The organism is Pseudomonas sp. Root569 (assembly GCF_001427465.1).
Taxonomy (GTDB): domain Bacteria; phylum Pseudomonadota; class Gammaproteobacteria; order Pseudomonadales; family Pseudomonadaceae; genus Aquipseudomonas; species Aquipseudomonas synxantha.
This window is the reverse complement of the sequence record NZ_LMGQ01000024.1, coordinates 225,746-250,130: the sequence shown is the minus strand read 5'-3', so window position 1 is coordinate 250,130 and position 24,385 is coordinate 225,746. Positions and strand designations below refer to the sequence as shown.

At 61.6% G+C, this 24,385-nt stretch carries 21 protein-coding genes; 16 read left to right on the top strand and 5 right to left on the bottom strand.

Going from position 1 to position 24,385, the window contains the following annotated elements; all coding sequences use genetic code 11:
- The first annotated feature begins 1 nt into the window (after position 1).
- From waaC to ASD70_RS18610, 12 genes are all read left to right on the top strand, one after another.
- Positions 2-1,063: a lipopolysaccharide heptosyltransferase I gene (gene waaC / locus ASD70_RS18665; protein WP_056847128.1), complete on the top strand. Its 1,062-nt coding sequence runs from the start codon at positions 2-4 to the stop codon at positions 1,061-1,063.
- Positions 1,063-2,187, top strand: coding sequence for a glycosyltransferase family 4 protein (locus tag ASD70_RS18660; RefSeq protein ID WP_056847127.1), 1,125 nt, complete (start codon positions 1,063-1,065; stop codon positions 2,185-2,187). The genes waaC and ASD70_RS18660 overlap by 1 nt, the downstream gene beginning before the upstream one ends.
- Complete coding sequence (gene rfaP, locus ASD70_RS18655; protein WP_056847126.1) at positions 2,184-2,990, top strand: lipopolysaccharide core heptose(I) kinase RfaP; 807 nt, start codon at positions 2,184-2,186, stop codon at positions 2,988-2,990. Before ASD70_RS18660 ends, rfaP begins: the two co-directional genes overlap by 4 nt.
- The gene (locus ASD70_RS18650) at positions 2,990-3,724 is read left to right on the top strand and encodes a lipopolysaccharide kinase InaA family protein (protein WP_046070607.1); all 735 of its coding nucleotides are present in this window, start codon (positions 2,990-2,992) and stop codon (positions 3,722-3,724) included. The genes rfaP and ASD70_RS18650 overlap by 1 nt, the downstream gene beginning before the upstream one ends.
- Positions 3,721-4,473 (top strand): lipopolysaccharide kinase InaA family protein, encoded by a 753-nt coding sequence (locus tag ASD70_RS18645; protein WP_056847125.1) that lies wholly within the window; start codon positions 3,721-3,723, stop codon positions 4,471-4,473. The genes ASD70_RS18650 and ASD70_RS18645 overlap by 4 nt, the downstream gene beginning before the upstream one ends.
- On the top strand, positions 4,473-5,933 hold the full coding sequence (locus tag ASD70_RS18640; RefSeq protein ID WP_056847124.1) for a lipopolysaccharide kinase InaA family protein: 1,461 nt from the start codon (positions 4,473-4,475) through the stop codon (positions 5,931-5,933). The genes ASD70_RS18645 and ASD70_RS18640 overlap by 1 nt, the downstream gene beginning before the upstream one ends.
- Positions 5,934-6,320: 387 nt before the next feature.
- Positions 6,321-6,656 carry a YceK/YidQ family lipoprotein gene (locus ASD70_RS18635; protein ID WP_056847123.1) on the top strand — a complete coding sequence of 112 codons (336 nt, stop codon included), beginning with the start codon at positions 6,321-6,323 and terminating at the stop codon, positions 6,654-6,656.
- Between the two features lie 146 nt (positions 6,657-6,802).
- Positions 6,803-8,560 carry a carbamoyltransferase family protein gene (locus ASD70_RS18630; protein WP_056847122.1) on the top strand — a complete coding sequence of 586 codons (1,758 nt, stop codon included), beginning with the start codon at positions 6,803-6,805 and terminating at the stop codon, positions 8,558-8,560.
- Positions 8,561-9,457 (top strand): GNAT family N-acetyltransferase, encoded by an 897-nt coding sequence (locus tag ASD70_RS18625; protein ID WP_056847121.1) that lies wholly within the window; start codon positions 8,561-8,563, stop codon positions 9,455-9,457. It abuts the gene before it with no gap.
- The gene (locus ASD70_RS18620; protein ID WP_046070613.1) at positions 9,454-10,860 is read left to right on the top strand and encodes a PIG-L deacetylase family protein; all 1,407 of its coding nucleotides are present in this window, start codon (positions 9,454-9,456) and stop codon (positions 10,858-10,860) included. The genes ASD70_RS18625 and ASD70_RS18620 overlap by 4 nt, the downstream gene beginning before the upstream one ends.
- Before the next feature lie 85 nt (positions 10,861-10,945).
- On the top strand, positions 10,946-12,094 hold the full coding sequence (locus ASD70_RS18615) for a glycosyltransferase family 4 protein (protein WP_056847120.1): 1,149 nt from the start codon (positions 10,946-10,948) through the stop codon (positions 12,092-12,094).
- Positions 12,091-12,972: a glycosyltransferase gene (locus ASD70_RS18610; protein WP_056847119.1), complete on the top strand. Its 882-nt coding sequence runs from the start codon at positions 12,091-12,093 to the stop codon at positions 12,970-12,972. Before ASD70_RS18615 ends, ASD70_RS18610 begins: the two co-directional genes overlap by 4 nt.
- Positions 12,973-13,092: 120 nt before the next feature.
- Here the strand turns inward: ASD70_RS18610 and ASD70_RS18605 are convergent, their stop codons facing one another.
- Positions 13,093-14,934: a bifunctional O-antigen ligase/aminoglycoside phosphotransferase family protein gene (locus tag ASD70_RS18605; RefSeq protein ID WP_046070616.1), complete on the bottom strand. Its 1,842-nt coding sequence runs from the start codon at positions 14,932-14,934 to the stop codon at positions 13,093-13,095.
- A gap of 158 nt (positions 14,935-15,092) precedes the next feature.
- Between ASD70_RS18605 and msbA the strand changes: the two genes are divergently transcribed.
- A complete protein-coding gene (msbA, locus tag ASD70_RS18600) occupies positions 15,093-16,898 on the top strand; it encodes a lipid A export permease/ATP-binding protein MsbA (RefSeq protein ID WP_043047927.1) in 1,806 nt (601 codons plus the stop codon).
- 251 nt (positions 16,899-17,149) lie between these two features.
- Positions 17,150-18,574 (top strand): bifunctional D-glycero-beta-D-manno-heptose-7-phosphate kinase/D-glycero-beta-D-manno-heptose 1-phosphate adenylyltransferase HldE, encoded by a 1,425-nt coding sequence (gene hldE, locus ASD70_RS18590; protein ID WP_046070617.1) that lies wholly within the window; start codon positions 17,150-17,152, stop codon positions 18,572-18,574.
- A gap of 33 nt (positions 18,575-18,607) precedes the next feature.
- On the opposite strand, the gene ASD70_RS18585 is transcribed toward hldE, so the two are convergent.
- Genes ASD70_RS18585 through ASD70_RS18570 form a run of 4 tightly spaced genes read right to left on the bottom strand, consistent with a single transcriptional unit; the run spans position 18,608 to position 21,984 of the window.
- On the bottom strand, positions 18,608-19,567 hold the full coding sequence (locus ASD70_RS18585) for a hypothetical protein (RefSeq protein WP_043047922.1): 960 nt from the start codon (positions 19,565-19,567) through the stop codon (positions 18,608-18,610).
- Between the two features lie 41 nt (positions 19,568-19,608).
- Positions 19,609-20,421, bottom strand: coding sequence for an aldo/keto reductase (locus ASD70_RS18580; protein ID WP_056847118.1), 813 nt, complete (start codon positions 20,419-20,421; stop codon positions 19,609-19,611).
- Positions 20,418-21,593 carry an NAD(P)/FAD-dependent oxidoreductase gene (locus ASD70_RS18575; protein ID WP_056847117.1) on the bottom strand — a complete coding sequence of 392 codons (1,176 nt, stop codon included), beginning with the start codon at positions 21,591-21,593 and terminating at the stop codon, positions 20,418-20,420. Before ASD70_RS18575 ends, ASD70_RS18580 begins: the two co-directional genes overlap by 4 nt.
- Positions 21,594-21,648: 55 nt before the next feature.
- The gene (locus tag ASD70_RS18570; RefSeq protein WP_043047919.1) at positions 21,649-21,984 is read right to left on the bottom strand and encodes a DMT family transporter; all 336 of its coding nucleotides are present in this window, start codon (positions 21,982-21,984) and stop codon (positions 21,649-21,651) included.
- A 199-nt stretch (positions 21,985-22,183) separates the two neighbouring features.
- Between ASD70_RS18570 and ASD70_RS18565 the strand changes: the two genes are divergently transcribed.
- A complete protein-coding gene (locus ASD70_RS18565; protein WP_056847116.1) occupies positions 22,184-23,074 on the top strand; it encodes a LysR family transcriptional regulator in 891 nt (296 codons plus the stop codon).
- A gap of 23 nt (positions 23,075-23,097) precedes the next feature.
- Positions 23,098-24,375: a lipid IV(A) 3-deoxy-D-manno-octulosonic acid transferase gene (waaA, locus tag ASD70_RS18560; RefSeq protein ID WP_056847115.1), complete on the top strand. Its 1,278-nt coding sequence runs from the start codon at positions 23,098-23,100 to the stop codon at positions 24,373-24,375.
- The last annotated feature ends 10 nt before the right edge of the window (positions 24,376-24,385 follow it).

Below are 24,385 nucleotides of genomic sequence, written 5' to 3'. Positions count from 1 at the left end.
GTTGCGGGTACTGGTAGTCAAGACCTCATCCCTGGGCGATGTGATCCACGCCTTGCCGGCATTGACCGATGCAGCGCGGGCGATCCCCGGCATTCGCTTTGATTGGGTGGTGGAAGAAGGCTTTGCCGAAATCCCTGCCTGGCACCCGGCGGTGGACCAGGTGATCCCGGTAGCGATCCGCCGCTGGCGCAAGAATCTCTGGCAAACCTTCAAGAGCGGCGAGTGGCGGCGCTTCAAGCAGCGTGTGCAGTCGACCAAATATGACTTGGTGATCGACGCCCAGGGTCTGCTGAAAAGCGCCTGGCTGACCCGTTATGTGCGGGCACCCGTGGCCGGGTTTGACAAGCACTCGGCCCGCGAACCGATCGCGGCACACTTCTACTCGCGGCGCCTGGCCGTGGCCCGTGGGCAACATGCGGTAGAGCGCCTGCGCCAACTGTTCGCGGTGGCCTTGGGCTACGACCTGCCCAAAGGCCTTGGCGACTATGGCCTGAGCACCGAGAAGCTGCTTGGGCTGCCGCCAAAGAAACCTTTTGTATTGCTGTTGCACGGCACCACCTGGGACACCAAGCACTGGCCCGAAGCCTACTGGCGCGAACTGGCCGAACGCATGGGCCGCCTGGGGGTGGACGTGAAGCTGCCCTGGGGCAACCCCGCCGAAAAGGCCCGGGCCGAACGCCTTGCCCAGGGCCTGCCCAACGCCGAAGTGCTGCCCAAGCTCAACCTGGCGGGGGTGGCCGGTGTATTGGCCAGCGCCCGGGCCTGTGTGGCCGTGGACACCGGGCTCGGCCACCTGGCCGCTGCATTGGATGTGCCGACCATTTCCCTGTTCGGTCCCACCAACCCTGGCCTGACCGGTGCCTATGGCAAGGGCCAGGTTCATCTGGCCAGCGATTGGCCGTGTGCGCCATGCCTGCAAAAAAACTGCACCTATCAACCAACGGCCGACGACCTGCGTCGGTTCGACATCCAGCGTGAGTCGCCCCTGTGTTTCACGCGCTTGAATCCTGAGCGTGTAGCAAGCCGGCTGAGCACGTTGTTACTGGCTGAGGAGCAGCACTGATGCAACTGGCTTTTGTTTTGTACAAGTACTTCCCCTTCGGTGGCTTGCAGCGCGACTTCATGCGCATCGCCCTGGAGTGCCAGCGGCGCGGCCACCAGATTCGTGTGTACACCTTGATCTGGGAGGGTGATATCCCGCCGGGCTTTGAGGTGCTGGTGGCACCGGTCAAGGCGCTGGTCAATCACCGTCGTAACGAAAAGCTGTATGCCTGGATCCAGGCTGACCTGGCCAAGCGCCCGGTGGACCGCGTGGTGGGATTCAACAAAATGCCCGGGCTGGATGTGTACTTCGCCGCCGACGGGGTGTTCGAGGACAAGGCGCAAAACCTGCGCAACCCCATGTACCGCTGGTTCGGGCGCTACAGGCACTTCGCCGAATACGAGCGTGCGGTATTCGACAAAAACGCCAAGACCCAGATCATGGTGTTGTCCGAGCATCAGCAGCAGCTCTTCACCCAGTATTACGGCACCCAGGCTGAGCGTTTCCACCTGCTGCCGCCTGGCATCGCGCGCGACCGGCGCGCCCCGCCGAACGCCGCCGAAATCCGCGCCGAGTTTCGCGGTGAATTTGGCCTGGCCGAGGATGACCTGTTGCTGGTGCAGATCGGCTCGGGCTTCAAGACCAAGGGCGTCGACCGCAGCCTTAAGGCCTTGGCCGCATTGCCTTCGAAGCTGAAGAAACGCACCCGGCTGTTTGTAATCGGCCAGGACGACCCCAAGGTATTCCAATTGCAGAGTGCAGCATTGGGACTTGGCGACCAGGTGCAGTTCTTCAAGGGCCGCAGTGATATTCCGCGCTTCCTGCTGGGTGCCGACTTGCTGATCCACCCTGCTTATAACGAGGCGGCCGGCATGGTGCTGGTCGAAGCGGTGGTCGCCGGCCTCCCGGTACTGGTGAGCCGGGTGTGTGGCTACGCGTTCTACATCGACAAGGCCCAGAGCGGTCGGGTGTTGGACGAGCCGTTCGAGCAAGCCCAGCTCAACCAGTACCTGGTGGATATGCTCGACGATCCACACGCACGCGCGACCTGGAGTCGCAATGGTCTGGCCTTCGCCGAGACGGCCGACCTCTATAGCATGCCGCAGTACGCTGCGGACCTGATTCTGGCGGAGCCAAACCGATGAAGTTGATTCTTGCCGAACCCTTCAAGACCCTCTGGGCCGGGCGCGATGCGTTCGCCGAGGTCGAGAAGCTGGACGGCCAGGTGTTCCGCGAGCTGGCCGCTCGCCGTACGTTGCGTACGGTGGTCGAAGGCCAGCCTTATTTTGTGAAGATCCACCGTGGCATCGGCTGGGGCGAAATCCTCAAGAACCTGATTACGGCCAAGTTGCCGGTATTGGGCGCGGGCCAGGAGTGGCTGGCGATCCAGCGCTTGCAGGAACTCGGCGTGCCGACCATGACCGCCGTGGCGTTTGGCGAAAAAGGCAGCAACCCGGCCGACCAGCATTCGTTTATCGTCACCCGGGAACTGACCCCGATTATCAGCCTGGAAGACTTGACCCTCGACTGGGTCAAGCAACCGCCCGTGCCAGCCATCAAGCATGCCTTGACCCTTGAGCTGGCGCGTACCGTCGGCGCGATGCACCGCGGCGGGGTCAATCATCGCGATTGCTACCTCTGCCATTTCCTGTTGCACACCGACCAGCCCATCAGCGTCGACAACCTCAAGCTGTCGGTGATCGACCTGCACCGCGCCCAGGTGCGTGCGACGATACCCATGCGTTGGCGTAATAAAGACCTGGCCGGCCTGTATTACTCCGCCCTGGAAATCGGCTTGACCCAGCGCGACAAACTGCGCTTCCTGAAGGCTTACTTCCAGCAGCCACTGCGCCAGATCCTGGCCGAGCAAACCGCGCTGTTGGCCGAATTGGAGCACATGGCGGCAAAGCTCTATGCGCGCAAGCAGCGATACGGGGATGCGCTCTGATGGCGGGTTGGAACCTGGAACCTGCCTACGCCGCCCTGGCGGATGACTTTGGAAGCCTGGACGCGGTCTTCGCCCTGCAAGGCGAGCGGCTGACCCGCGACCCGCTGTCGGAAGTGATCCGGGTGGAGCGGGGTGGGGTCAATTATTACGTCAAGCGCTATGTGGGCGCCGGCAAAGGCTTACGCCGCTATTTGGGCCGGCCGCGGGTGAAATCCGAATGGCAGAACCTCAAGCGTTTCGCCAAATGGGGCATCCCTACGGCTGACGTAGTTGCCTGGGGCCTGGACCGCAAGGGCCTGGCCTACAACCGCGGCGCCATGATCACCCGTGAATTGCCCAGGACCGAAGACCTGTCGGTGCTGGCCGAGCGTAATGACGAACGCCTGAAGGACCCCCGTTGGGTCGATGGCATCAGCCGTCAGCTCGCCGAATACACGCGGACCATGCACGACCATCGCTTCACCCACAACGACTTGAAGTGGCGCAACCTGTTGGTGGACGACCAGCGCACCCTGTACCTGATCGACTGCCCCAACGGCGATTTCTGGCGCGGTTTCTGGCTCAAGTATCGCATCACCAAGGACCTGGCCTGCCTGGACAAAGTCGCCAAGTATCACTTGTCGGCCACCCAGCGCCTGCGCTTCTACCTGCAATATCGCCAACGTGCGCACCTGACGGCGTCGGACAAACAACGGATTCGCCACGTGGTGAAGTTTTTCGAGGGACGCGAATGAGTGACTTCCTGGCGGCCGAAGACCGCGCTTTGCTTGAGCGCAACGGCCTCGCGACGTTCGACGCCCTGTGGGCCAAGCAACTGGACGCGGTGGACGAGCCCAATACCAGCCAAGGCGGCTGGAGCAGCGTGTATCGCCTGGAGCTTGAAGGCCAGGGTTACTACCTCAAGCGCCAGAGCAACTACCTGACCCGCACCTTGCACCGGCCGTTGGGCGAACCCAGTTTCGCCCGCGAGTTTCGTAACATCAGCCTGTATCGAAAGCTGGGGATCCCGGCGTTGCAGGCGGCTTTCTTCGGCGAGTGCAAGGTCGCAGGCGAACGCCGGGCGATGCTGCTTACCCGCGCCCTGGATGGTTGGAACGACCTGGATTCGTTGCTGGAACAATGGCCGCAATTGAGCGATACCCAGCAGCGCGCAATCCTGCTGGCGTGCGGCAAGCTGGCGCGGCACCTGCACGGCGTGGGTCAGGTGCACGGCTGTTTTTACCCCAAGCATATTTTCCTGCAGGCCACCGCGCAGGGTTACGCCGCGCAGTTGATCGACCTGGAGAAAACCCGCCCGCTGTTGTTCGGCTGGCGTGACCGGGTCAAGGACCTGGAACCGCTGCTGCGCCGCGCATCGCAATGGTCTGATGCGCAAGTGCGCCAACTGCTGGCGGCATACCTTGAACAGCCCGAGGACAGTGCCTTGGTATCCACTTGGCTCCAACGCTTGACCGCACGCCGCAGCCACAAGGAGAACCGCTGATGCGTCTATCCGAGCTGAAAAATGTCGGCCGTTCCCCCAGCCTGCCGTTGACTGTCGACTTGGCAGATGCCGCAGGCCCGGGGCAGTTGCAGTTGCTGAGCCTATTGCGGGTGTTGCCGGGGCAGCGCTACGTGGGCGCGGCGGTTTGGCGCGGTCGCCCGGTGTTGGCCAAGCTGCTGGTGGGCAGCAAGGCGGCGCGGCATTTTCAGCGTGAGCTCAAGGGTGTGCGCTTGTTGGCCGAGCAAGGCCTGACCACGCCGTTGTTGCTGGCCGATGGCTTGCAGGAAGGCGAGGGCGGCTGGCTGCTGTCTGAATTTATCGAGGGCGCCCAAAGCCTGGCCGACGCCTGGCTCGCCGTCGAGAGCCTGCCGCCGTTGGCGGACGAACAAACCGCGGTGCTCGCCGAAGCGCTTGGCGCGATTGCCCAGATGCACGCCAAAGGCCTATGGCAGGAAGACCTGCACTTGGACAATCTGCTGCGCCAGGACGGCAAGCTGTATTTGATCGATGGCGCCGGTATTCGTGTCGAAGAGCCGGGCAAGCCGCTGTCGCGCAATCGTGTGCTGGAAAACCTCGGGGTGTTTTTTGCCCAGTTGCCGAAAAACCTCGAACCCTTTACCGAAGAATTGCTGGTGTATTACCTGCTCGGCAATGGCGAGCATGCCTTGCCCCTGGAAGCCCTGGAAAAGCAGGTACGCAAAGTCAGCGCCTGGCGTTTGAAAGATTTCCTCGACAAGACCGGTCGCGAGTGCACGCTGTTCAGCGTGGTACGTGGCGCTTTTGCCCTGCGTGCGATCCGACGCGAAGAAGAGGCAGCCATGCTGCCGGTGCTGGAACAGGCGGATGCGTTGCTCGATCAGGGCCACCTGTATAAGACCGGCGGCGCGGCCAGCGTGGGCAAGGTCGAGGTGGCCGGTCGACCGCTGGTGATCAAGCGCTACAACATCAAGGGCTTTGCCCACTGGCTCAAGCGCTTCTGGCGCCCGAGCCGCGCCTGGCATTCCTGGCGAGAAGGTAACCGACTGGCGTTCCTCGGTATTGCCACGCCCAAGCCGCTGGCGGTATTGGAGAAGCGCTTTTTATGGTTGCGCAGTGGTGCCTACCTGATCACGGAGTTCCTGCCTGGGCCGGACATCATCGAGCGCTTCGCGCCCTATGTCGAAGGCGGGGATGCGCCTGAAAACGAGCTGCTGGCGTTGGACCATCTGTTTGCCGAGCTGATTCGCGAGCGCATCAGCCACGGCGACTTCAAGGGGCATAACCTGTTTTGGAGTAACGGCCGCTGGGCGATGATCGACCTGGACGCGATGTGTCAGCACAGCTCCATCGCCAGCTTCGCTGCGGCCTATGCCAAGGATCGTGCGCGGTTTATGCGCAATTGGCCGCAGGGCAGCGCGTTGTATCAAGTGATTGATCAGCGTTTGCCTAAAGAGACGGATGTTTTGGCGGGCCTGGTTTAAGAGCACGCTTGAAGTCCAAATGTGGGAGGGGGCTTGCCCCCCGATGCGGGGCGTCAGTGAATGTTTCTGTAACTGATCCACCGCTATCGGGAGCAAGCCCCCTCCCACATTAGAATTGATATTCAGCCCCAGCCCCCGCGTACCACGATCGCCCCGCCGGCGTTGCTGACATACCGGCAGGTCGAGCGTCGGGCTGGCGCTGCGCGAGCCGGTGATCACGCTGGGGTCGAGGGTCAGCGTTGCGTCGCCGGCCAGGGCTGTGGTGCACAAGCCCAGTGCAAGCAGGGCGGCGGGATCGGACGGTTCCTACACAAAATTGCGCCCAGCAGAGCCTGTGGATAACGGTTCGGAGTGTTAGCTTTCAGCCCCTCAACTGGAGAAGCAAGCATGAAGACTGGAATGGCGAGGCGGTGGGCGCTGGTAGGCAGCCTGTTGCTGCTGGCCGGCTGCGGGACCGTGACAACGGTGTTGCGTGACGATGGTGTCGCAATCCGGGAGCTCAAGGCGAAAAAAACCTACTGCCAGTCCGTTCCACGTGTCTACAGCGGCGTGGCTTATGACCTGTGCGTACTGCATGCACCGCCCAATTCCGCAGGTGGCCTCGCGCTGGACGGTATTCCCTGGGCCTTTATCGATGTGCCGATCTCTGCCGTGCTGGACACCCTTGCCTTGCCTTACACCCTCTACCGACAAAACGCCGACGGTAGCCTCGAGCTGCGGTAGCCAAGCGAGCCTGGCGCGTGCCGCTAACAGCTTCCCCCTGCTTTTAAGCTATAATCCCGCCCTTTAGCTGTTTCTCGCCCAGGCGAGAGGCACACTTTTTTCAGGCGCGACCCGCCTGCATGCAGACTAAAAGAGGCTAGACCCCTGTGGCATTGACGATTCTTGGCCTGTCCGGCGCCCTTAGCCATGATCCTTCCGCAGCCCTGTATATCGACGGCAAGCTGATTGCGGCCGCCGAAGAAGAGCGCTTCGTACGCGACAAACATGCAAAGAACCGCATGCCTTACGAGTCGGCGAAGTTCTGCCTGGAACAGGCCGGCATCAAGCCTTCCGACGTTGACGTGGTGGCGATCCCGTTCGCCCCGATCAGCCTGTTCGGCGAGGCGCGCTGGCACTACGCCAAGCGTTACTGGTATGCCCCGGACCGTGCCCTCGACGCGATCCTGATGGGCAACCGTCGCTACAAGCGCTATCGCAACAAGATCGTCTGGTGCCTGGAGCAATTGGGTTTCGACCCGAAGAAAATCAAGATCGAACCGGTTGAACACCACCTGGCCCACGCTTCCAGTGCCTACCACTGCTCGGGCTTCCAGGAAAAAACCGCGATCCTCGGCATCGACGGCAAGGGTGAATACGCCACTACCTTCTTCGGCTACGGCGAAAACGGCAAGATCCACAAGATCAAGGAATTCTACGACCCGGACTCCCTCGGCGGCCTGTACGGCGCGATCACCGAGTTCCTCGGTTTCGAGATGCTCGACGGTGAGTTCAAGGTCATGGGCATGGCGCCCTATGGCGACGCCAGCAAGTACGATTTCTCGCGCCTGGCCTCGTTTGAAAACGGCGAGCTGGTGATCAACACCGACTACGCCAACGTCATCGGCCTGCGTCGTTATAAAGAGAAGGGCAAGGGTTTCTACTTTTCGCCAAAACTGATCGAGTGGCTGGGGCCCAAGCGCGAAGGCGATATCGCCGACGAGCCGTACATCCACTACGCGGCCAGCATGCAGGCGCTATTCGAGAAGCTGGCCCTGCAGATGATCGATTACTACCTGGGTGACATCCTCAAGGACACCGGCAAACTGGCCTTCGCCGGTGGCTGTGCGCTGAACGTCAAGCTCAACCAGAAGATCATCGCCCGTGACGACGTGAAAGAGCTGTTCGTACAGCCCGCTTCCGGCGATGCCGGTACAGCAGTCGGTGCGGCGGCCTACGTTTCTCACGCCCGTGGTGTACCGGTTGAGAAGATGGAACACGTCTACCTCGGCCCGTCCTACAGCAACGAAGATGTAATTGCCGCCTGCGCCAAGCACGCGAGCAAGCCGAACTGGCGCAAGATCGAGAACATGCCGCAGCGCATCGCCAGGATCATGGTCGACGGCAACCCCGTGGCCTGGTTCCAGGGGCGCATGGAGTTCGGCCCGCGTGCCCTGGGTGGTCGTTCGATCATCGGTTGTCCGAGCGCCACCGGCGTGGCTGACCGCATCAACCACCAGATCAAGTTCCGCGAGCGCTGGAGGCCCTTCTGCCCGTCGATGCTCGACACCGTGGCCCCGCAGATGATCAAGGTCGATCACCCGGCGCCGTTCATGACCTTCACCTTTGAAGTCGCCGAAGAATGGAAGACCCGCGTGCCGGAAGTGGTGCATGAAGATGGTACGTCCCGCGCCCAGGTGCTCAAGCGCGAATACAACCCGCGCTACTACGACATGATGAAAGAGCTGGAAGTGCTGACCGGTAATGGTGTGTCGCTGAACACCTCGCTCAACCGTCGTGGCGAAGCAATGATCTGCTCGCCGACCGATGCGCTGAACATGTTCTTCGGCTCCGACCTGCAGTACCTGATCATGGAAGACATCCTCGTGGTCAAGGACGGCGTGGACCCTTATGACGCCGTGGTTTAAATGCTGAACCGCTTCCAGGGCTGGCGTGAACGTGGCTGGGCGCCTGTCGAGGCCGAGGTTTACGCCCAGGCCTGGCAGCGTTATGGCGGCAGCGTGGCGACTCATCCACAGGTGATCGAACGGATGGCCGGGCTGGCGCAGATCCCGGTGCGATACCTGGGTTGGGAGCAAGGCGGTGAACTCAAGGGGGCGATAGCCACCTGGGGGCGCGACCTGGCCCTGTCCAAGGAGGTGCTCAAGCGCAGCGGCAAGAAAGGCCTCTTTGACCTGGGCAATGCCGAGATCATCTTGCCGATTGCAGCCGATGCGCAGGTGCCGTTGCGGCATCGTGCGCGCTACCTGTCGGCGCTGAACGAAGGGCGCGTCAGCACCCTCAAGCCCCAGGCCGAGCAATTGGCCATGGCGCGCACGCCCGAAGAACTGTCGAAGAAGTTTCGCTACAACCAGCGGCGTGAATTGCGTTTGCTGGAGGAAGCGGGCGGCGTAGCGCGGGCGGTCAGTGAGTTTTCCAGCGTGGAGCTGGCGACGATTTATTGCGACCTGTTCCAGCGTCGCTGGGGCTTTCCCGCAGCAGGCGCGGCGCGCCTGGCCGAGGTGCTGGAGCTGCTCAAGGAGTTCCTGTTCGGCTCAGTGCTGTTTCTCAATGACGCCGCGATTGCGGTGCAGTTGGTGTATCAGGTGCAGTCAAATGAGTGGTTCAGTGCCGAGTACGTCAACGGTGGCGTCGACCCGGAAACCCGCGCATTCAGCCCCGGCAGCGTGCTGAGTTTCCTCAATACCCAAAGCGCGTGGGAACAGGCGCGGGCGGCGAACAAGTCGCTGCGTTTTTCCTTCGGGCGTTCCGACCGTGAGTATAAGGAGCGCTGGTGCAACCCGGTGCCGGTGTTCAGCGTATGAGTCGCAAGCAGCAACTGCTCAAGCGCCATCGGCGCAACAAGCGCATCGCGCTGTTGATCGGCTTGCTGGTGTTGGTGGCAGCCGGCGTCCTGGTGGCTTGGTGGTTGCCGCTGCTGCTGGCGGTGCTGCTGTGGGCGGCCCATGAAGCCTGGTTTGCCGATCACCTGTTTTACTCGCCCCAAGACAGCTACGGCTATGCGTTCCCGGCCGGCAATGAACAGCCCGGCCTGCGCCTGGAGGCGGGGCGGCTGCTGTTGGACACGCGTCTGGCTGGCGATGAAACCCTGATCGTGGCTGTCGAATTGAAAAGCGCCTGGCTTGGGCGGTTCCTCGACCCTGCGGTGGACGTCTTGGGCCTGGAGGTGCCGGATCGGCAAGTCTTCGAACGCGGCGTCGCCGGGCGGCGTTACCTGAACCTGACCGGCGCCGCCGAAGCCTTGGCGGCGGGCAATGTCAGGCTGCGCGGGCGTTTCTGCCGGATCAAGGGCCAGCCGACACTCTGGCGTTTTCGCCAACCGGACTATCGCCAGCAACGGGTGATGGTCATCGCGCCCCACGCCGACGATGCCGAGCTGGCGGCGTTCAGCCTTTACAGCCAGGCGCCCGAAAGCTGGATCGTGACCCTGACCGCCGGTGAAATTGAAGCCGAACATTACCAGCACATGGGGCTGCCCAAGGCTGAAGCCGCTCGCCTCAAGGGCCGCCTGCGTGCCTGGGACAGCGTCGCCGTGCCGCGCTGGGCTGGCGTTCCCGAGACGCAGTGTGTGCAACTGGGCTACTTCTGCATGCAGTTGCAGGCCATGCAGGCTGCGCCGGATCAACCTATGGCGTCCCGCGAAGCCGACTTAAGCGATACGCGGTTGTTTCGCCAGTTCAACGGCTTTGCGCTACCGGGGGATGTGGACGGCGCACCGACCTGGCATAACCTGATTGCCGACCTGCGGGCGCTTTTGCTCAAGGCGCGGCCACAGGTAATCGTGTTGCCCACTCCATTGCTCGACCCCCATGCGGACCACATCTGCGCCCATGCGGCGATCCTTGAAGCCTTGCAAGGCCTGGAGTGGCAGCCCGACACATTGCTCGGCTACGCCAATCACCTGCATGATAATGACCGTTGGCCCATGGGTGATTCCGGGGCCGGGGTGGCGCTGCCGCCGCGTTTCGATACCACGATAGAGATGGTGCCTTGCAGCTTTGCGCTCGGCTTGAGCCAGCAGCAGGACAAGGCCATGGCCTTGGGCATGATGCATGACCTGCAGCCGCCCGCGCCGTTCAAGCGCCGGATGCGCAGGTGGTTGCAGCAACTGCTGGCGGGCCGCAAGCCGTCGCCCTACGGCGAAAACGAATTCTTCCGCAAGGCCGTGCGCCGTCACGAGCTGTTGTGGGTCCTGAAGCAGGACTGAAAGCCTATTGAAGGCAGGTCGGTATTCGCCTGTCGCCCTTTTTACCGGGCTGCGTGCCCGTAGCCAGATCGCTGCATGGAGAGTTATGAAGCCGCGTTTCAAGGTTTTGCAGTTACAGCCGGACTACAACGTCAAGACCAATGATTTCGCCGACCTGGGTGAGCAAATCGTCAAGTCCTTGCCGGCTGAGCGTTTCGAGGTGACATCCGGATTTCTCAGCGGCCGCCCGCTGCCCGGCCAGCCCCTGAGCGTGGCTGAACACTCCCATTATTTCGAGCTGCCGGAGAAGTCCCTCAAGGGCATTCGCTTCGGTGCCATGTGGCAGATCTACAAGTATTGCCGCGAGCAGAAATTCGATGTGGTCATCTGTAACCGCTTCAAGTCGGTAAACATGATGCTCTCGCTCAATCGCTGGCTGAAAATTCCGCTGTGCATCGGCATCTCCCACGGTTTCGGCGAGTACGCCCGTGGTTACCGTCGACGCCAGACCCAGCGCTGGGTCAGTCCGGCATGGCGGTTTGTCGGGGTGTCGGAGGCGGTGAAGGACTACCTGGTGAACCTCAACTGCGGCTTTACCCGCGACAACACCACCTATGTCACCAACGCCATCGACATTCCCCAGGCCGAAGCCTTGCAGTTGACCCGCGAGGACGCCCGCAAGGCCCTGGGCCTGCCAATGGACGCACGGATGATCGGCGCCCTGGGCCGCCTGGTACCGATCAAGGGCCACACCCATCTGCTGCAGGCCTTTGCCACCCTCAAGGACAAGTATCCTGAGGCGCAGGTAGGCATCATCGGCTCCGGTCGCGCCGAAGCCGACTTGCGTGCCGACATCGAGCGCCTGGGCCTGACTGGTCGCGCGCACTTGCTGGGCTTTCGCGAAGACGGCATGAAGTACGTGCGCGGCTTCGATATCTGGACCATGCCGTCGTTGTTCGAGGGCCTGGGGCTGGCGCTTCTGGAAGGCATGAGCGGCCATCTGCCGGTGATTGCCTCCAATGGCCCGGCGATGCTGCCGCTGGTGCAGGGCGCGGGCGGCCTGTCCCACGATCCTGGCAACGTCGAGCAACTGGCCGCGGCCCTGGATACCTACCTGGCGCTGAGCGATGAACAATTGCGCGCCAAGGGTGAAGAGGTGTTCCGCTATCTGCAGGCCAATCACACTCTTGAAGAGTTCAAGCACAAGTACCTGACCCTGATTGAAACCGGTTTGCGTGAAGTAGGTAGAGCATGAATCAGCCACAACCCATGGTCTCGGTGATTATCGCCTCCTATAACCACGGCCAGTACATCGAACAGAGCATCCTTAGCGTGTTGGGGCAGACCTACCCCAATATCGAATTGCTGGTGGTGGATGATGGCTCCAAGGATGATAGCGTCGAACGTATCCTGCGCTTGCAGGCCGAGCACGGCTTTGATTTCCAGGTGCAACAGAACCAAGGCCTCAGCGCCACCCTGAATGGTGCGATCGCGCGCGCCAAGGGCAGCCTGATCGCACCGTTTGGCTCGGATGACATCATGCTGCCTGACCGTATAGCCACCCAGGTGGCGTATATGGATGGCAAGCCGAAGGTGGGAATGTGTGCCGGCAACATCGAGCTGATCGATGGTGATGGCAACCTGCATCCGGAGAAAAAACAACGTCGTGACCTGCCGTTTCGCAGTCTCGACTTCGACGATATTTTCATGGACCGCAAGCCGTTCCCACCGGCGCCGACCATGCTGATTCGTCGGGAAGTGCTGGAGCAAGTCGGTGGCTTCGACCCGCAGATTCCCCTGGAGGACCTGCTGATCCAGTTGAAGATCACGGCAGCGGGCTACACCATCGACGCCCTTGGCGTGGTGATGGCCAAGTATCGCCAGCACGCGAGCAATACGTACAAGAACCACCGCTACATGATCCAGAACATTCTCAAGACCTATGCCAAGTTCAGCGACCACCCGGCCTATGACGCGGTGCGCTACAACTTCCTGAACTCGATGTTCCTCAAGACCGCCGACCGCGATCGCCCACTGGCGCGGGAGATTCTCCAGCAGATCCCGTTGAAGTTCTGGGGGCGCAAGACATTGCGCGGTTTGGTGCGTTTGTACCTGGCGCCGCTCAAGAACTGAAACGGCGCCTCACCCTGTAGGAGCGAGCTTGCTCGCGAAAAAACGGAGAACACCGCGGGCAACTTGAATGCCCGCGTCATTGTTCACGATTTTCGCGAGCAAGCTCGCTCCTACAGATGTTTAAAGGCTCTGGACCTGCTCGCGGATTTTCGCGGTAGCCGCTGGGCTTGCCACCGAGGCGTAGCCTTTGACCAGTTGCTCGAAGTGCGTTTCGAACAGCCAGTTACGGTCCTGCGGATAACGCTGCATATGGCGCAGGTTACGCTGGCGCAGCGCGTAGCGCAGTGAGGACGGGTAGATGCGCAGGTCGGCCACGTCGATCAGGCCGAACTCACCGTCGTCCATCAACAGCACGTTACCCAGGTGCAGCGAGCGGAAGTACACGCCACGCTCGTGCAGTTGCGCCATGAACCGGCCAAAACGCTCGACCAGCGATTCGCGCAAGCTGCTGTCCAGGCTTTGCAAGGCCTGGCGCAGGGTGAGGCCGGGCAATGGCGTATAGGTCACGGCGCTGCTGGCATCGCTCAGGCGATAGAGTCCGAGGATTTCCGGCGTGGGGATGCCCAGGGTGCGCAACTGCTCGCTGTTGCTGGCAAAACGCTCCGAATACGGGTTGAAGCTGCCGGAGGTGTACCAGCGGCGTGGGCGGAATATCTTTAGGAAGCTGCCGTCTTCCAGGCGTAGAACTTTAGGTCCCAGGCCATCGGCTTCAATGACATGGGCATTGCTGCACATCTGCTCGAAGGCTGCGGTCTTCAGGTTTTGCACCGGCATACGCAACAGGCTGCGATGGCGCTGGGCGATGCTCAGGCCGGTGATAATCGCCAGGGGAATCCACAGCAGGAACCAGTGTTCCTTGGGTCGCGAAAGAATGCCGCCGCCTTCGGTCAGGCCGGCGCCGATGCCATAAGCCAGCAGCGAGGAGGCCAGGATGAACAGCGGCTGCGCGCGTTCCTTGAGGCTCTTGTACAGGGCCCAACCCAGCATGAATATCCAGGGGATAAAACCGATGATGCCGACGTAATAGAGCACCCCGAGGGCGAAACTATGGGGTTCGCGCAGTTGGTAGCCATCTGAGACTGTCAGGTATAGCTCAGAGTCGTAGCTATGCCCGAGCCAGGGATGCTCGGCGATAAGCTGCAAGGTCATGCTCCACAGCTCGAGGCGGAACGAGCTGCCACGCCCAGTGACCAGCTCGGGGAAGAACAGCAGGAGTGCGGCAGCCCCCAGGACCATGCCAGTGATAAGCAGTGCGGCGCGGCGATTGCGGCTGACAAAACTCATCCACAGGATGGCCAGCGTCAGCGCTACCAGGGGCGTGCGTGATCCAGTCGCCAGAACGGCCGCGGTCATGATCGCCAGGGCCGGTACGCTGAACCACAACACTTTGAGGCGCTGGGTCGTCATGCAGACGTACAGCCAATACACGCTGAAAAAGCCGAAAAGATGCGAGCTCAGTAGCGGGTTGTCGAGGGCGCCAAGGCCTCCGATCATGCGCATGCCTGGTTGAAAGCCTTTGGCGAACGCCACCAGGTTGCCCAGGCTGACCGCCAGCGCAATGACAGCGGCGCTGAAGAAGATCGGCTTGAACAATTCATTGCGATAATGCAGCAACAGCCCGCACCCGCCAAACAGCATGAAAGTGTTCAGCGGTCGCTTGAACAGGTCGGTGTCGGTGCTGTGTTCCGGACTCCAGAGCAGGCTGGTCAGCGCCCAGGCGGAAAATGCCAGGAAGGCGATCGCCAGGGGCTCGCGCAACAGATCCTTGAATTCCCTGGGGCGCATGCACAACAGAAACAAAGTCGGTACGCTGAACAGGATGTAGAAAATCCGGTGCAGTACATTACGATTGCCGACGAAGAACAGTGCACTCAGGAGCAGCAATAAGCCAACAGGCAAAATCCATAGGACCAGGAAGTCGAAAACGCGATTTGAGCCATAGTTAAGGCGCTTGGAGTGCATACAGTAGAGCCATTCCAGAAAGAGAAAGCCAACCATCTTAAGCTAGTGGCCATGTAATGTCGCCGGTCGGATCCAACCGGGCCGCGGGTTACACCGGGTGCAAGTACAACAGAGAAGCTGTGCTAAAGTCAGCCTCCTTTTTCAAAACGCCGCGTGATATGACCGACTCCAGTCCGAGCGCAAGCCCTTCGAGCTTGAAAATATACTTCCGTCTGCTCAGTTACGTTAAGCCCTATATGGGCTTGTTCGCCTTGAGTATCCTCGGATTTCTGATTTTCGCGTCGACCCAGCCGATGCTGGGTTACATCCTCAAGTACTTTGTCGACGGCCTCTCCAACCCGGAAGCCGTGCTGTTCCCGACCGTGCCATTCCTGCGCGACCTGCAATTGCTACAGGCTGTACCGCTGCTGATCATCCTGATCGCGGCCTGGCAGGGCCTGGGTTCGTTCCTGGGCAACTATCTGCTGGCCAAGGTTTCCCTGGGCCTGGTCCACGACCTGCGGGTGCAGTTGTTCAACAACTTGCTGACGCTGCCCAACCGTTATTTCGATAACCACAACTCCGGGCATCTGATTTCCCGCATCACCTTCAACGTGACCATGGTCACGGGGGCGGCGACCGACGCCATCAAGGTGGTAATCCGCGAAGGCATGACGGTGATCTTCCTGTTCGCCTCCCTGCTGTACATGAACTGGCGCCTTACGCTGGTGATGATCGCGATCCTGCCGTTGATTGCCGTGATGGTCAGCACCGCCAGCAAGAAATTCCGCAAGCAGAGCAAGAAGATCCAGGTGGCCATGGGCGACGTCACCCACGTGGCCTCGGAGACCATCCAGGGCTATCGCGTGGTGCGCAGCTTCGGTGGTGAAGTCTATGAAGAGAAGCGCTTCCTCAAGGCCAGCCAGAGCAACACCAACAAGCAATTGCGCATGACCCGCACCGGGGCGATCTACACCCCGGCGCTGCAGTTGGTGATCTACTCCGCCATGGCTGTGCTGATGTTCCTGGTCCTGTACCTGCGTGGCGACGCCTCTGCCGGTGACATGGTGGCCTACATCACCCTGGCCGGTTTGTTGCCCAAGCCGATCCGCCAACTGTCGGAGGTCAGCTCGACCATCCAGAAAGGTGTGGCGGGCGCCGAAAGCATTTTCGAACAACTGGACGAAGACGTTGAGGTCGACCACGGCACCATCGAGCGTGACAAGGTCAGCGGTCGCCTGGAAGTGCGCAATCTGAACTTCACCTACCCTGGCACCGAACGCCATGTGCTCAAGGACATCAGCTTCACCGCCGAGCCTGGGCAGATGATCGCCCTGGTGGGACGTTCGGGCAGCGGCAAATCAACCCTGGCCAGCCTGATCCCGCGTTTCTACCACCATGAAAGCGGCGAAATCCTGCTCGACGGCGTAGAGATCGAAGACTACAAGCTGCTCAACCTGCGCAAGCACATTGCCCAGGTCACCCAGCACGTGACCCTGTTCAGCGACACCGTCACCAACAACATCGCCTACGGCGATCTGGCCGGTGCACCTCGCGCCGACGTTGAAGCGGCGGCGGCGGATGCCAACGCCAAGGACTTCATCGACCAGTTACCCAAGGGCTTCGATACCCAGGTTGGCGAGAACGGCGTGCTGTTGTCCGGCGGCCAGCGCCAGCGCCTGGCAATTGCCCGGGCCTTGCTCAAGAATGCGCCGCTGCTGATTCTCGACGAAGCCACCTCGGCCCTCGACACCGAGTCCGAGCGGCATATCCAGGCGGCACTGGACAAGGTCATGCAAGGCCGCACGACCCTGGTGATCGCACACCGCTTGTCGACCATCGAGAAGGCTGACCTGATCCTGGTGATGGACGACGGCCGAATTGTCGAACGCGGCACCCACGGCGAGTTGCTGGCGCAGAACGGTTATTACGCTCGCCTGCATGCCATGGGGCTGGATGCGCCGGTAGCGGCTGACATCACCTGATCAACAGGCGTCACGGCTCGAATGTGGGAGGGGCTTGTCCGAAGGTTTTTTTGTAGGAGCGAGCTTGCTCGCGAAAAACGTCAACGATTACGCGTGCTTCCTGAATAAACGCGGCGCCTGTGAGTTTTTCGCGAGCAAGCTCGCTCCTACAGAGGGTTGCCCCCTCCCACATTTGGCCAGCAGTGGGCGCAAGCGACCGCAAACCCTGTGCTAATATCGCGCCCCTGTTCATTTTGTATGTGGGTTGCTCCATGAAGTTGTCCATGCCGCGATTCAATCAAGCCGCTGTCTTGGTGGTCGGCGATGTCATGCTCGACCGTTACTGGCATGGCGGTACCTCACGGATTTCCCCTGAGGCACCGGTACCGGTAGTCAAGGTCGAGCAAATCGAAGACCGCCCAGGTGGCGCTGCCAACGTCGCCCTCAATATTGCCGCCCTCGGCGCCCCGGCCTCCCTGGTGGGGGTGACCGGTGACGACGAAGCTGCCGACAGCCTGGCCAACAGCTTGCAGGGTGCCGGCGTGCGTGCGCTGTTCCAGCGCATCGCCCATCAGCCGACTATCGTCAAGCTGCGGGTCATGAGCCGTCACCAGCAATTGCTGCGTATCGATTTCGAAGAACCCTTCGCCACCAATGCCCTGGCCCTCAGCGACCAGGTCGATGCGTGGCTCGAAGGTGTCAAGGTGCTGGTGTTGTCCGACTACGGCAAAGGCGCCTTGCAGAATCACCAGGTGTTGATCCAGGCCGCCAAGGCCCGCAACATTCCGGTGCTGGCCGACCCCAAGGGCAAGGACTTCTCGATTTATCGAGGCGCGAGCCTGCTGACGCCAAACCTCAGCGAGTTCGAGACCATCGTCGGCGGCTGCGTTGATGAGCACGAGTTGGTGAGCAAGGGCGCCGCTCTGATGGCTGAACTCGACCTGGGCGCCTTGCTGGTGACCCGTGGCGAGCACGGCATGACCCTGCTGCGACCTGACCATCCGGCCATGCACCTGCCGGCGCGGGCCCGTGAAGTGTTCGACGTTACCGGTGCCGGTGACACCGTGATTTCCACCCTGGCGGCGTCTATCGCGGCCGGTGAAGAGTTGCCCCACGCCGTGGCCTTGGCCAACCTGGCGGCGGGTATTGTGGTGGGCAAGCTGGGTACCGCCGCCATCAGCGCGCCGGAATTGCGCCGTGCGATCCAACGCTCCGAAGGCTCGGAGCGCGGCGTGCTGGGCCTGGAGCAATTGCTGCTGGCGATTGACGATGCCCGCGCCCACAACGAGAGCATAGTCTTCACCAACGGCTGCTTTGACATCCTGCACGCCGGGCATGTGACTTACCTGGAGCAGGCGAGTGCCCAAGGCGATCGCCTGATCGTCGCGGTCAACGACGATGCGTCGGTCAGCCGACTGAAAGGCCCGGGCCGTCCGATCAACAGTGTCGACCGACGCATGGCGGTGCTGGCGGGGTTGGGCGCGGTGGACTGGGTAATCAGCTTCTCCGAAGATACCCCGGAGAACCTGCTGGCCCAGGTCAAGCCCGACGTGCTGGTCAAGGGCGGTGACTATACCGTCGATAAGGTGGTCGGTGCGGATATCGTGAGTGCCTATGGCGGCACGGTCAAAGTGCTGGGGCTGGTTGAAAACAGCTCTACCACTGCTATCGTCGAAAAGATCCGCAACAACGAGTAACACCCGTGACGCCCGGGGCGAGCCTGCTCGCCCTTAGCTCTTCTTCGGCACGATCTTGCGCAGCATCTGCCGCGCCTTGCCGGTCAGACGCTTGAGTTTCGAGTCCTTTTCCGGTTCTGCCAGGCCCTGCTGCCTTAGCCAATCCTTCCAGCGAATCCGCTCATCGCGCACCAGCCAGCCTTCCTGCCGGGCGAAGCTTTCCGCCAGGTATAAACCGCGTGTGCTGGCCGGGTACAGCTGGTCTTTCTTTACGGTGTACAGCTCGGCGAGCGGCTCGCCGTCTTTCAATGGCATCAGGTACAGGTCCGGGCGCTGGCGGTCCAGGCGCGCCACCAGTTGGTCGCCTTCGAGGCGTTCATCCACATGGAACAAGCTGAGGGACTTGGCTTCCTTCGGCACTTCCAGGCGCAGGTCATAAATCAACTGCAGTGACGCCGTCGGCAGGTGCACGTAGGCCCGCGGGCGCTCGATCAATTGAGTGGTGGCGCAGCGTACCGGGCGAGCGGCGCCGGACAAGGGGCTCAGGCGAAACGGCAGGGCTTCGCGGTAATGCAGGGCGGCGGAGTAGGGCGCCGGCAGCCAAGTGTCGTTGAAACGCCCGCCGAGCCAGCCTTCCGGGGTTTCGAGCAAGCATTCCTCGGCAATTTCCTGGATGGCGGTGTGCAGTGGCAGGTTCAGTTCATGGGCCGGGACGTAGCCGGAGATCAACTTGAGCACCACGTCGCCGCGGTCCTGGCGGCGTTGGCGCACCAATACCCAGTAATCCTTGTTCTGCCAATGCAGGGTCAGGCGTACCGAAACGCCGAGGTTCGCCAGTTCGAGGGCGAAGCGCTCGGCGTCCGGAACCTCTACCGGCTTGCGCCGTTGCAGGGTCTGGGCAAAGTTGAGCGGCATGCCGACGCTCTGGTAGCTCAGGCCCTCGGGGGTGGCTTCGACGTGCAGCGGCAGTGTCTTGAAGTTACTCGGGTTTTTTCGAATCAGCGTTCGCGGCATGTCGGCTCCTTCTTGCGACGGGGTCGGCCGCGTCGGCGGCATCAGAGTTGACGGATGACCCGGGCAGCGGTTGCCGCATTATGGGCCAGGTGCAGCGGATTAATGGTCCCGACAATAGCACTGGCGACGCCCGTTTGCGCAAACAACAGCTTGAAACTGGCATCAATTGGATCCATTCCTGGCTCCAGGCACACGTGGCCGCTGGCCAGGGCCTTTTTCACCAGGATGCCTTTGCCATGGGCTGCTGCATAATCGATCACGGCTTTTTCGGCCTGCTCATTGAGGTTGTAGGTCACCATCGCGCAATCACCCTGTTCCAACGCTTTTATGCCGCCTTCGACGGTCTTGCCGGAAAAACCGAAAGCGCGAATCTTGCCGTCTTTTTTCAGCTCTGCCAGGGTCTGGTAAACCTCGCAATCGTTGAGGATATGCAAGTCGTTGCCATCGGAATGCACCAGCACCAGGTCGATAAAATCCGTTTCAAGGCGTTTCAGGCTGCGTTCAATCGACATCCGCGTATGGTCCGCGCTGAAATCGTGCCGGGACACGCCATTGGCAAACTCTTCGCCGACCTTGCTGACGATTACCCAGTCCTTGCGTTGCCCGCGCAATAACGGGCCCAGGCGCTCTTCGCTCATGCCGTAGGCCGGTGCGGTGTCGATCAGGTTGATGCCCAGCGAGCGGGCCAGGAGCAGTAGCCTGCGTGCCGCTTCGTCGCTGGGGATCTGAAAGCCGCTGGGGTATTTCACCCCCTGGTCGCGGCCCAGCTTGACGGTACCCAGGCCCAGTGGCGACACCCGCAGGCCGGTGTTGCCCAAGGGTCGATGAAAGTCGTGCAGGGTTAGCAGGCTCATGGCAACAGTTGCTCCCAGGCAGGTTGGCCGATAGTCGGTTTTGGCAGGTCGGGCAGCGCCTCGCCCGCGCCAGGGCGGATGCCGTCGCGCTCCAGGGCGTGCAGGACCCGGTCGGCGAAGTCCGGCGCCAGGGCCAGCTTGGTCGGCCAACCAACCAGCAGGCGGCCGTCTTCGGCGAGGAAGGCGTTATCGGGGCGGGTCAGCCCAGATTGCAGCGGTTCGGCGCGATCCACCCGCAGGGTTGCCCACCGGGTTTGGCTCATGTCGATCCAGGGCAGCAATTGCGCCAGCTCTTTCTGTGCGGTGGCGATCTGTTCTTCTGGTGTGCGTGCCACGCCATCAGCCTCGGCGATATCGCCGCCCATGTACCACACCCAGTTGCCGTCGGCAGCCGGGTGGGTGGTCACGGTGATGCGCGGCTTGGTGCCGCCGCCCAGGCAATGGGCATACAGGGGTTTGAGGCCCGGACCTTTGGCGATGATCATATGCAGCGGGCGTTTTTGCATGGCCGGCTGGCTCAGACCCAGGGCCGTGAGCACATCGGCGGTACCGCCGCCGGCACTCAATACGATGCGCTGGGCACGGATCTCGCGGCCGTCGACTTTCAAACCCACCAGGGTGCCGTCTTCGAGCAGGGGCTCGATGTGCTGGCCGGCAAGCAAGCCGTCACCCGCCAGTTGCGCCAGGCGTTCAATCAGACTTGGCACGTCGACCACCAATTCCGCCAGGCGATAGACCTTGCCCTTGAAACGGCGGTCTTGCAGGGCTGCGGGCAACTCGTCGCCCTTGACCTGATCGACGCGGCCGCGCACGGCCTTGCTGGCGAAGAAACTGGTGAGGTTGCCGGCGAGGGTGCCCGGTGACCACAGGTAATGGGCTTGGGACAGTACGCGTACGCCGGACAGGTCCAGCTCACCGTCACCCGCCAGGGCTTCACGCCAGCGGCGCGGCATGTCGGCAATGGCTTCGGAGGCGCCGGTGAGGGCGCCGTGCAAGGCATATTTCGCGCCGCCGTGGATGATGCCCTGGGACTTCACGCTTTGCCCGCCACCCAGGGTGGCGCTTTCCACCACTACCGTGGAAAACCCCTGGCGGCGCAGGCGTGCGTTGAGCCAGAGGCCGGCAACCCCGGCGCCGACAATCAGAACGTCGGTGGAAATAACGGATGGCATCGGCGACCTCAGTGTTCAAGACAAGAGGCGCAGTATACAGGCTGTTGAGTGGTGGTCAGTGCCCCACGGTTTTCGAGAACAGCTGAATCACCACCACGCCCAGCACAATCAGGCCCATGCCCAGCATCGCCGGGACATCCAGCTTCTGCCCATAGATGAACAACGCTGCGACGCTGACCATCACAATCCCCAGCCCTGCCCAGACCGCATAGGCTATGCCCACTGGCACGGTGCGCACCACCAGGGTGAGCATCCAGAATGCGACGCCATAGCCCACAATCATCAACAACAACGGGATCGGTGTGCTCAAGCCCTTGACGGCTTTCATGGAGACGGTCGCAACCACTTCCGAGCAAATGGCAATGGCCAGGTAAACGTAGGCGGCATTCATGGGGAAATCCTCGGTAGTTTCAAAATCTGTAGGAGCGAGCTTGCTCGCGAAAAACGTCAACGATTACGCGGGCTTCCTGAATAAACGCGGCGCCTGTGCGTTTTTCGCGAGCAAGCTCGCTCCTGCAGTGGTCGGCATTCTAGTTGTTTGCCAGATGCGGTAAAGTCATTACCTATCTGGATTGGAGATAGGTTGAGCCATGAGCGTGCAGTGGAACCTGGAACAGATGCGCCTGTTCGTCAGCGTCGCTGAGCGGCGTTCGTTTTCGGCCGTCGCCCGCGATCAGCGCAAGGCCCAATCGGCAATCAGCAATGGTATTGCGCTGCTGGAAGCGGACTTGGGCGTGAGCCTGTTTGAACGTAGCAGCGGCCGTCAGCCGAGTTTGACCGAGGCCGGCGCCGTATTACTGGAGGAAGCCCGTGAAGTGCTGCGCCAATGTGAGCGGCTCAACGGCCGGGCGCTGTCCTTGACCCGCGGCGAGGAAGCCTGCCTGCGGCTGGCCCAGGATGAGGCGATGTTGTTCCAGCCGGTGCTCGACAGCCTCGAGGCGCTGGCGGTGCACTACCCGCTGCTGGAAGTGCAGCTGTCCAGCGCCGCCCAGGGCGACGTGGCGCGCAAGCTGGTGGAGCGCAAGGCGGACCTGGGGCTGTTGTTCTATCACGATCAGATCCCCGAGACCCTGGAGCGACGGGTGGTAGGCAGTGTGGAAATGGTCACGGTGTGCGGTGTCAATCACCCGCTGGCCAAGGAAAAGTACGTGACGTGCCAGCATTTGGCTCAGTTTCGGCAGTTGCTGATGTCGACCCAGACTAGCGTCTACCCTGGCAGCGAGGCGGCCAGCCCGCTGGTGTGGCGCGCCGACAGCTTCTACGTACTCGCCGAATGGCTGATGAGTGGCCTGGGCTGGGCCTGGCTGCCTCGGCATATCGTGCAATACCCAACCTATCAACAACAGATGGTCGAGTTGGCCAGCGAATGGACGCCGCCGGCGCTGGTGGTCGAGTTGGTGTGGCGCCGCGATGAACATCTGGGGCCCGCCGCCCGCTTCCTCGCCAAACGTTTTGCCGAGTGCTTACAGGCGATCGACTGAAAAAGCCGATAAACTCCGCCGCCATGAATAGAACTCTCTATAGCTGTCTGTTTTACCTGGCGCTGCCGTTGGTGGCCTTGCGTTTGTGGTTGCGTGCGCGCAAGGCGCCGGCCTATGCCAAGCGTGTGGGCGAACGGTTTTCCTATGGCTTGCCGGCGATGCGTCCCGGCGGGATCTGGGTGCATGCCGTGTCGGTGGGCGAAAGCATTGCCGCCGCGCCGATGGTTCGTGGTTTGTTGGAGCGTTATCCACAGCTGCCGATCACCGTCACCTGCATGACGCCCACCGGTTCCGAGCGGATCCAGGCACTGTTCGCCAATGAGCCGCGCATCCAGCACTGCTACTTGCCTTACGACTTGCCTTGCGCCGCCAAGCGATTTCTTGATCGCGTGCAGCCCAAGCTGGCGGTGATTATGGAAACGGAGCTTTGGCCTAACCATATCCATGCCTGCGCCCAGCGCGGTATCCCGGTGGCGCTGGCCAATGCGCGATTGTCGGCGCGTTCGGCCAAGGGGTATGCGCGTTTCGCCAAGCTGACTGCGCCGATGCTCTCGCAAATGAGCCTGTTCGCTGTGCAGACTGAAACCGAGGCCGAGCGATTTCGCAGTCTTGGTGCGCGTCCTGAAACCGTGGAGGTTACCGGCTCGATCAAATTCGACCTGAGCATCGATCCGCAATTGCCGGAACGCGCCGCCGCGTTGCGTGAACAATGGGGCGCCAGTGAACGGCCTGTGTGGATCGCGGCCAGTACCCACGAAGGCGAAGATGAAGTGGTGCTTGCGGCGCATCGCCAATTGCTCGCCAGCTACCCCAATGCGTTGCTGATTCTGGTACCGCGTCACCAGGAACGCTTTAGCCCGGTGTTTGAGCGTTGCGTGCAGCAGGGCTATGCCACGGTGCGCCGCTCCAGTGGCGAGCCGGTCAGCGCGCATACCTCGATTTTGCTTGGCGACACCATGGGCGAATTACTGTTCCTCTACGCCTTGGCCGACAGTGCCTTTGTCGGCGGTAGCCTGGTGCCGACGGGGGGGCACAATCCGCTGGAGCCGGCGGCTTTGGGTAAGCCGGTGATCATGGGGCCCCATGTATTCAACTTCCTCGACATCACCGCGATGATGCGCGACGCCGGGGCGTTGCGCGAGGTGGATGACGCAGAAGGTTTGGCCGAAGCCGTGAGGCAACTGTTCGAACTGCCGCAGGATGCGCACAGGATGGCGCAGGCGGGGTTGAAAGTGATGCAGGCCAACCAGGGGGCGTTAAAACGCCTTTTGGACGGTTTGGAAAGATTGATCGCTTACTGACCCAACACCC

Excerpts from the sequence above, each read along its gene's own strand:
- ASD70_RS18570 (WP_043047919.1), bottom strand. The coding sequence starts at position 21,984 with ATGAATGCCGCCTACGTTTACCTGGCCATTGCCATTTGCTCGGAAGTG.
- ASD70_RS18645 (WP_056847125.1), top strand. The coding sequence starts at position 3,721 with ATGAGTGACTTCCTGGCGGCCGAAGACCGCGCTTTGCTTGAGCGCAAC.
- ASD70_RS18610 (WP_056847119.1), top strand. The coding sequence starts at position 12,091 with ATGAATCAGCCACAACCCATGGTCTCGGTGATTATCGCCTCCTATAAC.
- ASD70_RS18660 (WP_056847127.1), top strand. The coding sequence starts at position 1,063 with ATGCAACTGGCTTTTGTTTTGTACAAGTACTTCCCCTTCGGTGGCTTG.
- rfaP (WP_056847126.1), top strand. The coding sequence starts at position 2,184 with ATGAAGTTGATTCTTGCCGAACCCTTCAAGACCCTCTGGGCCGGGCGC.
- ASD70_RS18580 (WP_056847118.1), bottom strand. The coding sequence starts at position 20,421 with ATGAGCCTGCTAACCCTGCACGACTTTCATCGACCCTTGGGCAACACC.
- msbA (WP_043047927.1), top strand. The coding sequence starts at position 15,093 with ATGACCGACTCCAGTCCGAGCGCAAGCCCTTCGAGCTTGAAAATATAC.
- ASD70_RS18565 (WP_056847116.1), top strand. The coding sequence starts at position 22,184 with ATGAGCGTGCAGTGGAACCTGGAACAGATGCGCCTGTTCGTCAGCGTC.
- hldE (WP_046070617.1), top strand. The coding sequence starts at position 17,150 with ATGAAGTTGTCCATGCCGCGATTCAATCAAGCCGCTGTCTTGGTGGTC.
- ASD70_RS18575 (WP_056847117.1), bottom strand. The coding sequence starts at position 21,593 with ATGCCATCCGTTATTTCCACCGACGTTCTGATTGTCGGCGCCGGGGTT.
- ASD70_RS18585 (WP_043047922.1), bottom strand. The coding sequence starts at position 19,567 with ATGCCGCGAACGCTGATTCGAAAAAACCCGAGTAACTTCAAGACACTG.
- ASD70_RS18640 (WP_056847124.1), top strand. The coding sequence starts at position 4,473 with ATGCGTCTATCCGAGCTGAAAAATGTCGGCCGTTCCCCCAGCCTGCCG.
- ASD70_RS18605 (WP_046070616.1), bottom strand. The coding sequence starts at position 14,934 with ATGCACTCCAAGCGCCTTAACTATGGCTCAAATCGCGTTTTCGACTTC.
- ASD70_RS18650 (WP_046070607.1), top strand. The coding sequence starts at position 2,990 with ATGGCGGGTTGGAACCTGGAACCTGCCTACGCCGCCCTGGCGGATGAC.
- ASD70_RS18625 (WP_056847121.1), top strand. The coding sequence starts at position 8,561 with ATGCTGAACCGCTTCCAGGGCTGGCGTGAACGTGGCTGGGCGCCTGTC.
- ASD70_RS18615 (WP_056847120.1), top strand. The coding sequence starts at position 10,946 with ATGAAGCCGCGTTTCAAGGTTTTGCAGTTACAGCCGGACTACAACGTC.
- ASD70_RS18620 (WP_046070613.1), top strand. The coding sequence starts at position 9,454 with ATGAGTCGCAAGCAGCAACTGCTCAAGCGCCATCGGCGCAACAAGCGC.
- waaA (WP_056847115.1), top strand. The coding sequence starts at position 23,098 with ATGAATAGAACTCTCTATAGCTGTCTGTTTTACCTGGCGCTGCCGTTG.
- ASD70_RS18635 (WP_056847123.1), top strand. The coding sequence starts at position 6,321 with ATGAAGACTGGAATGGCGAGGCGGTGGGCGCTGGTAGGCAGCCTGTTG.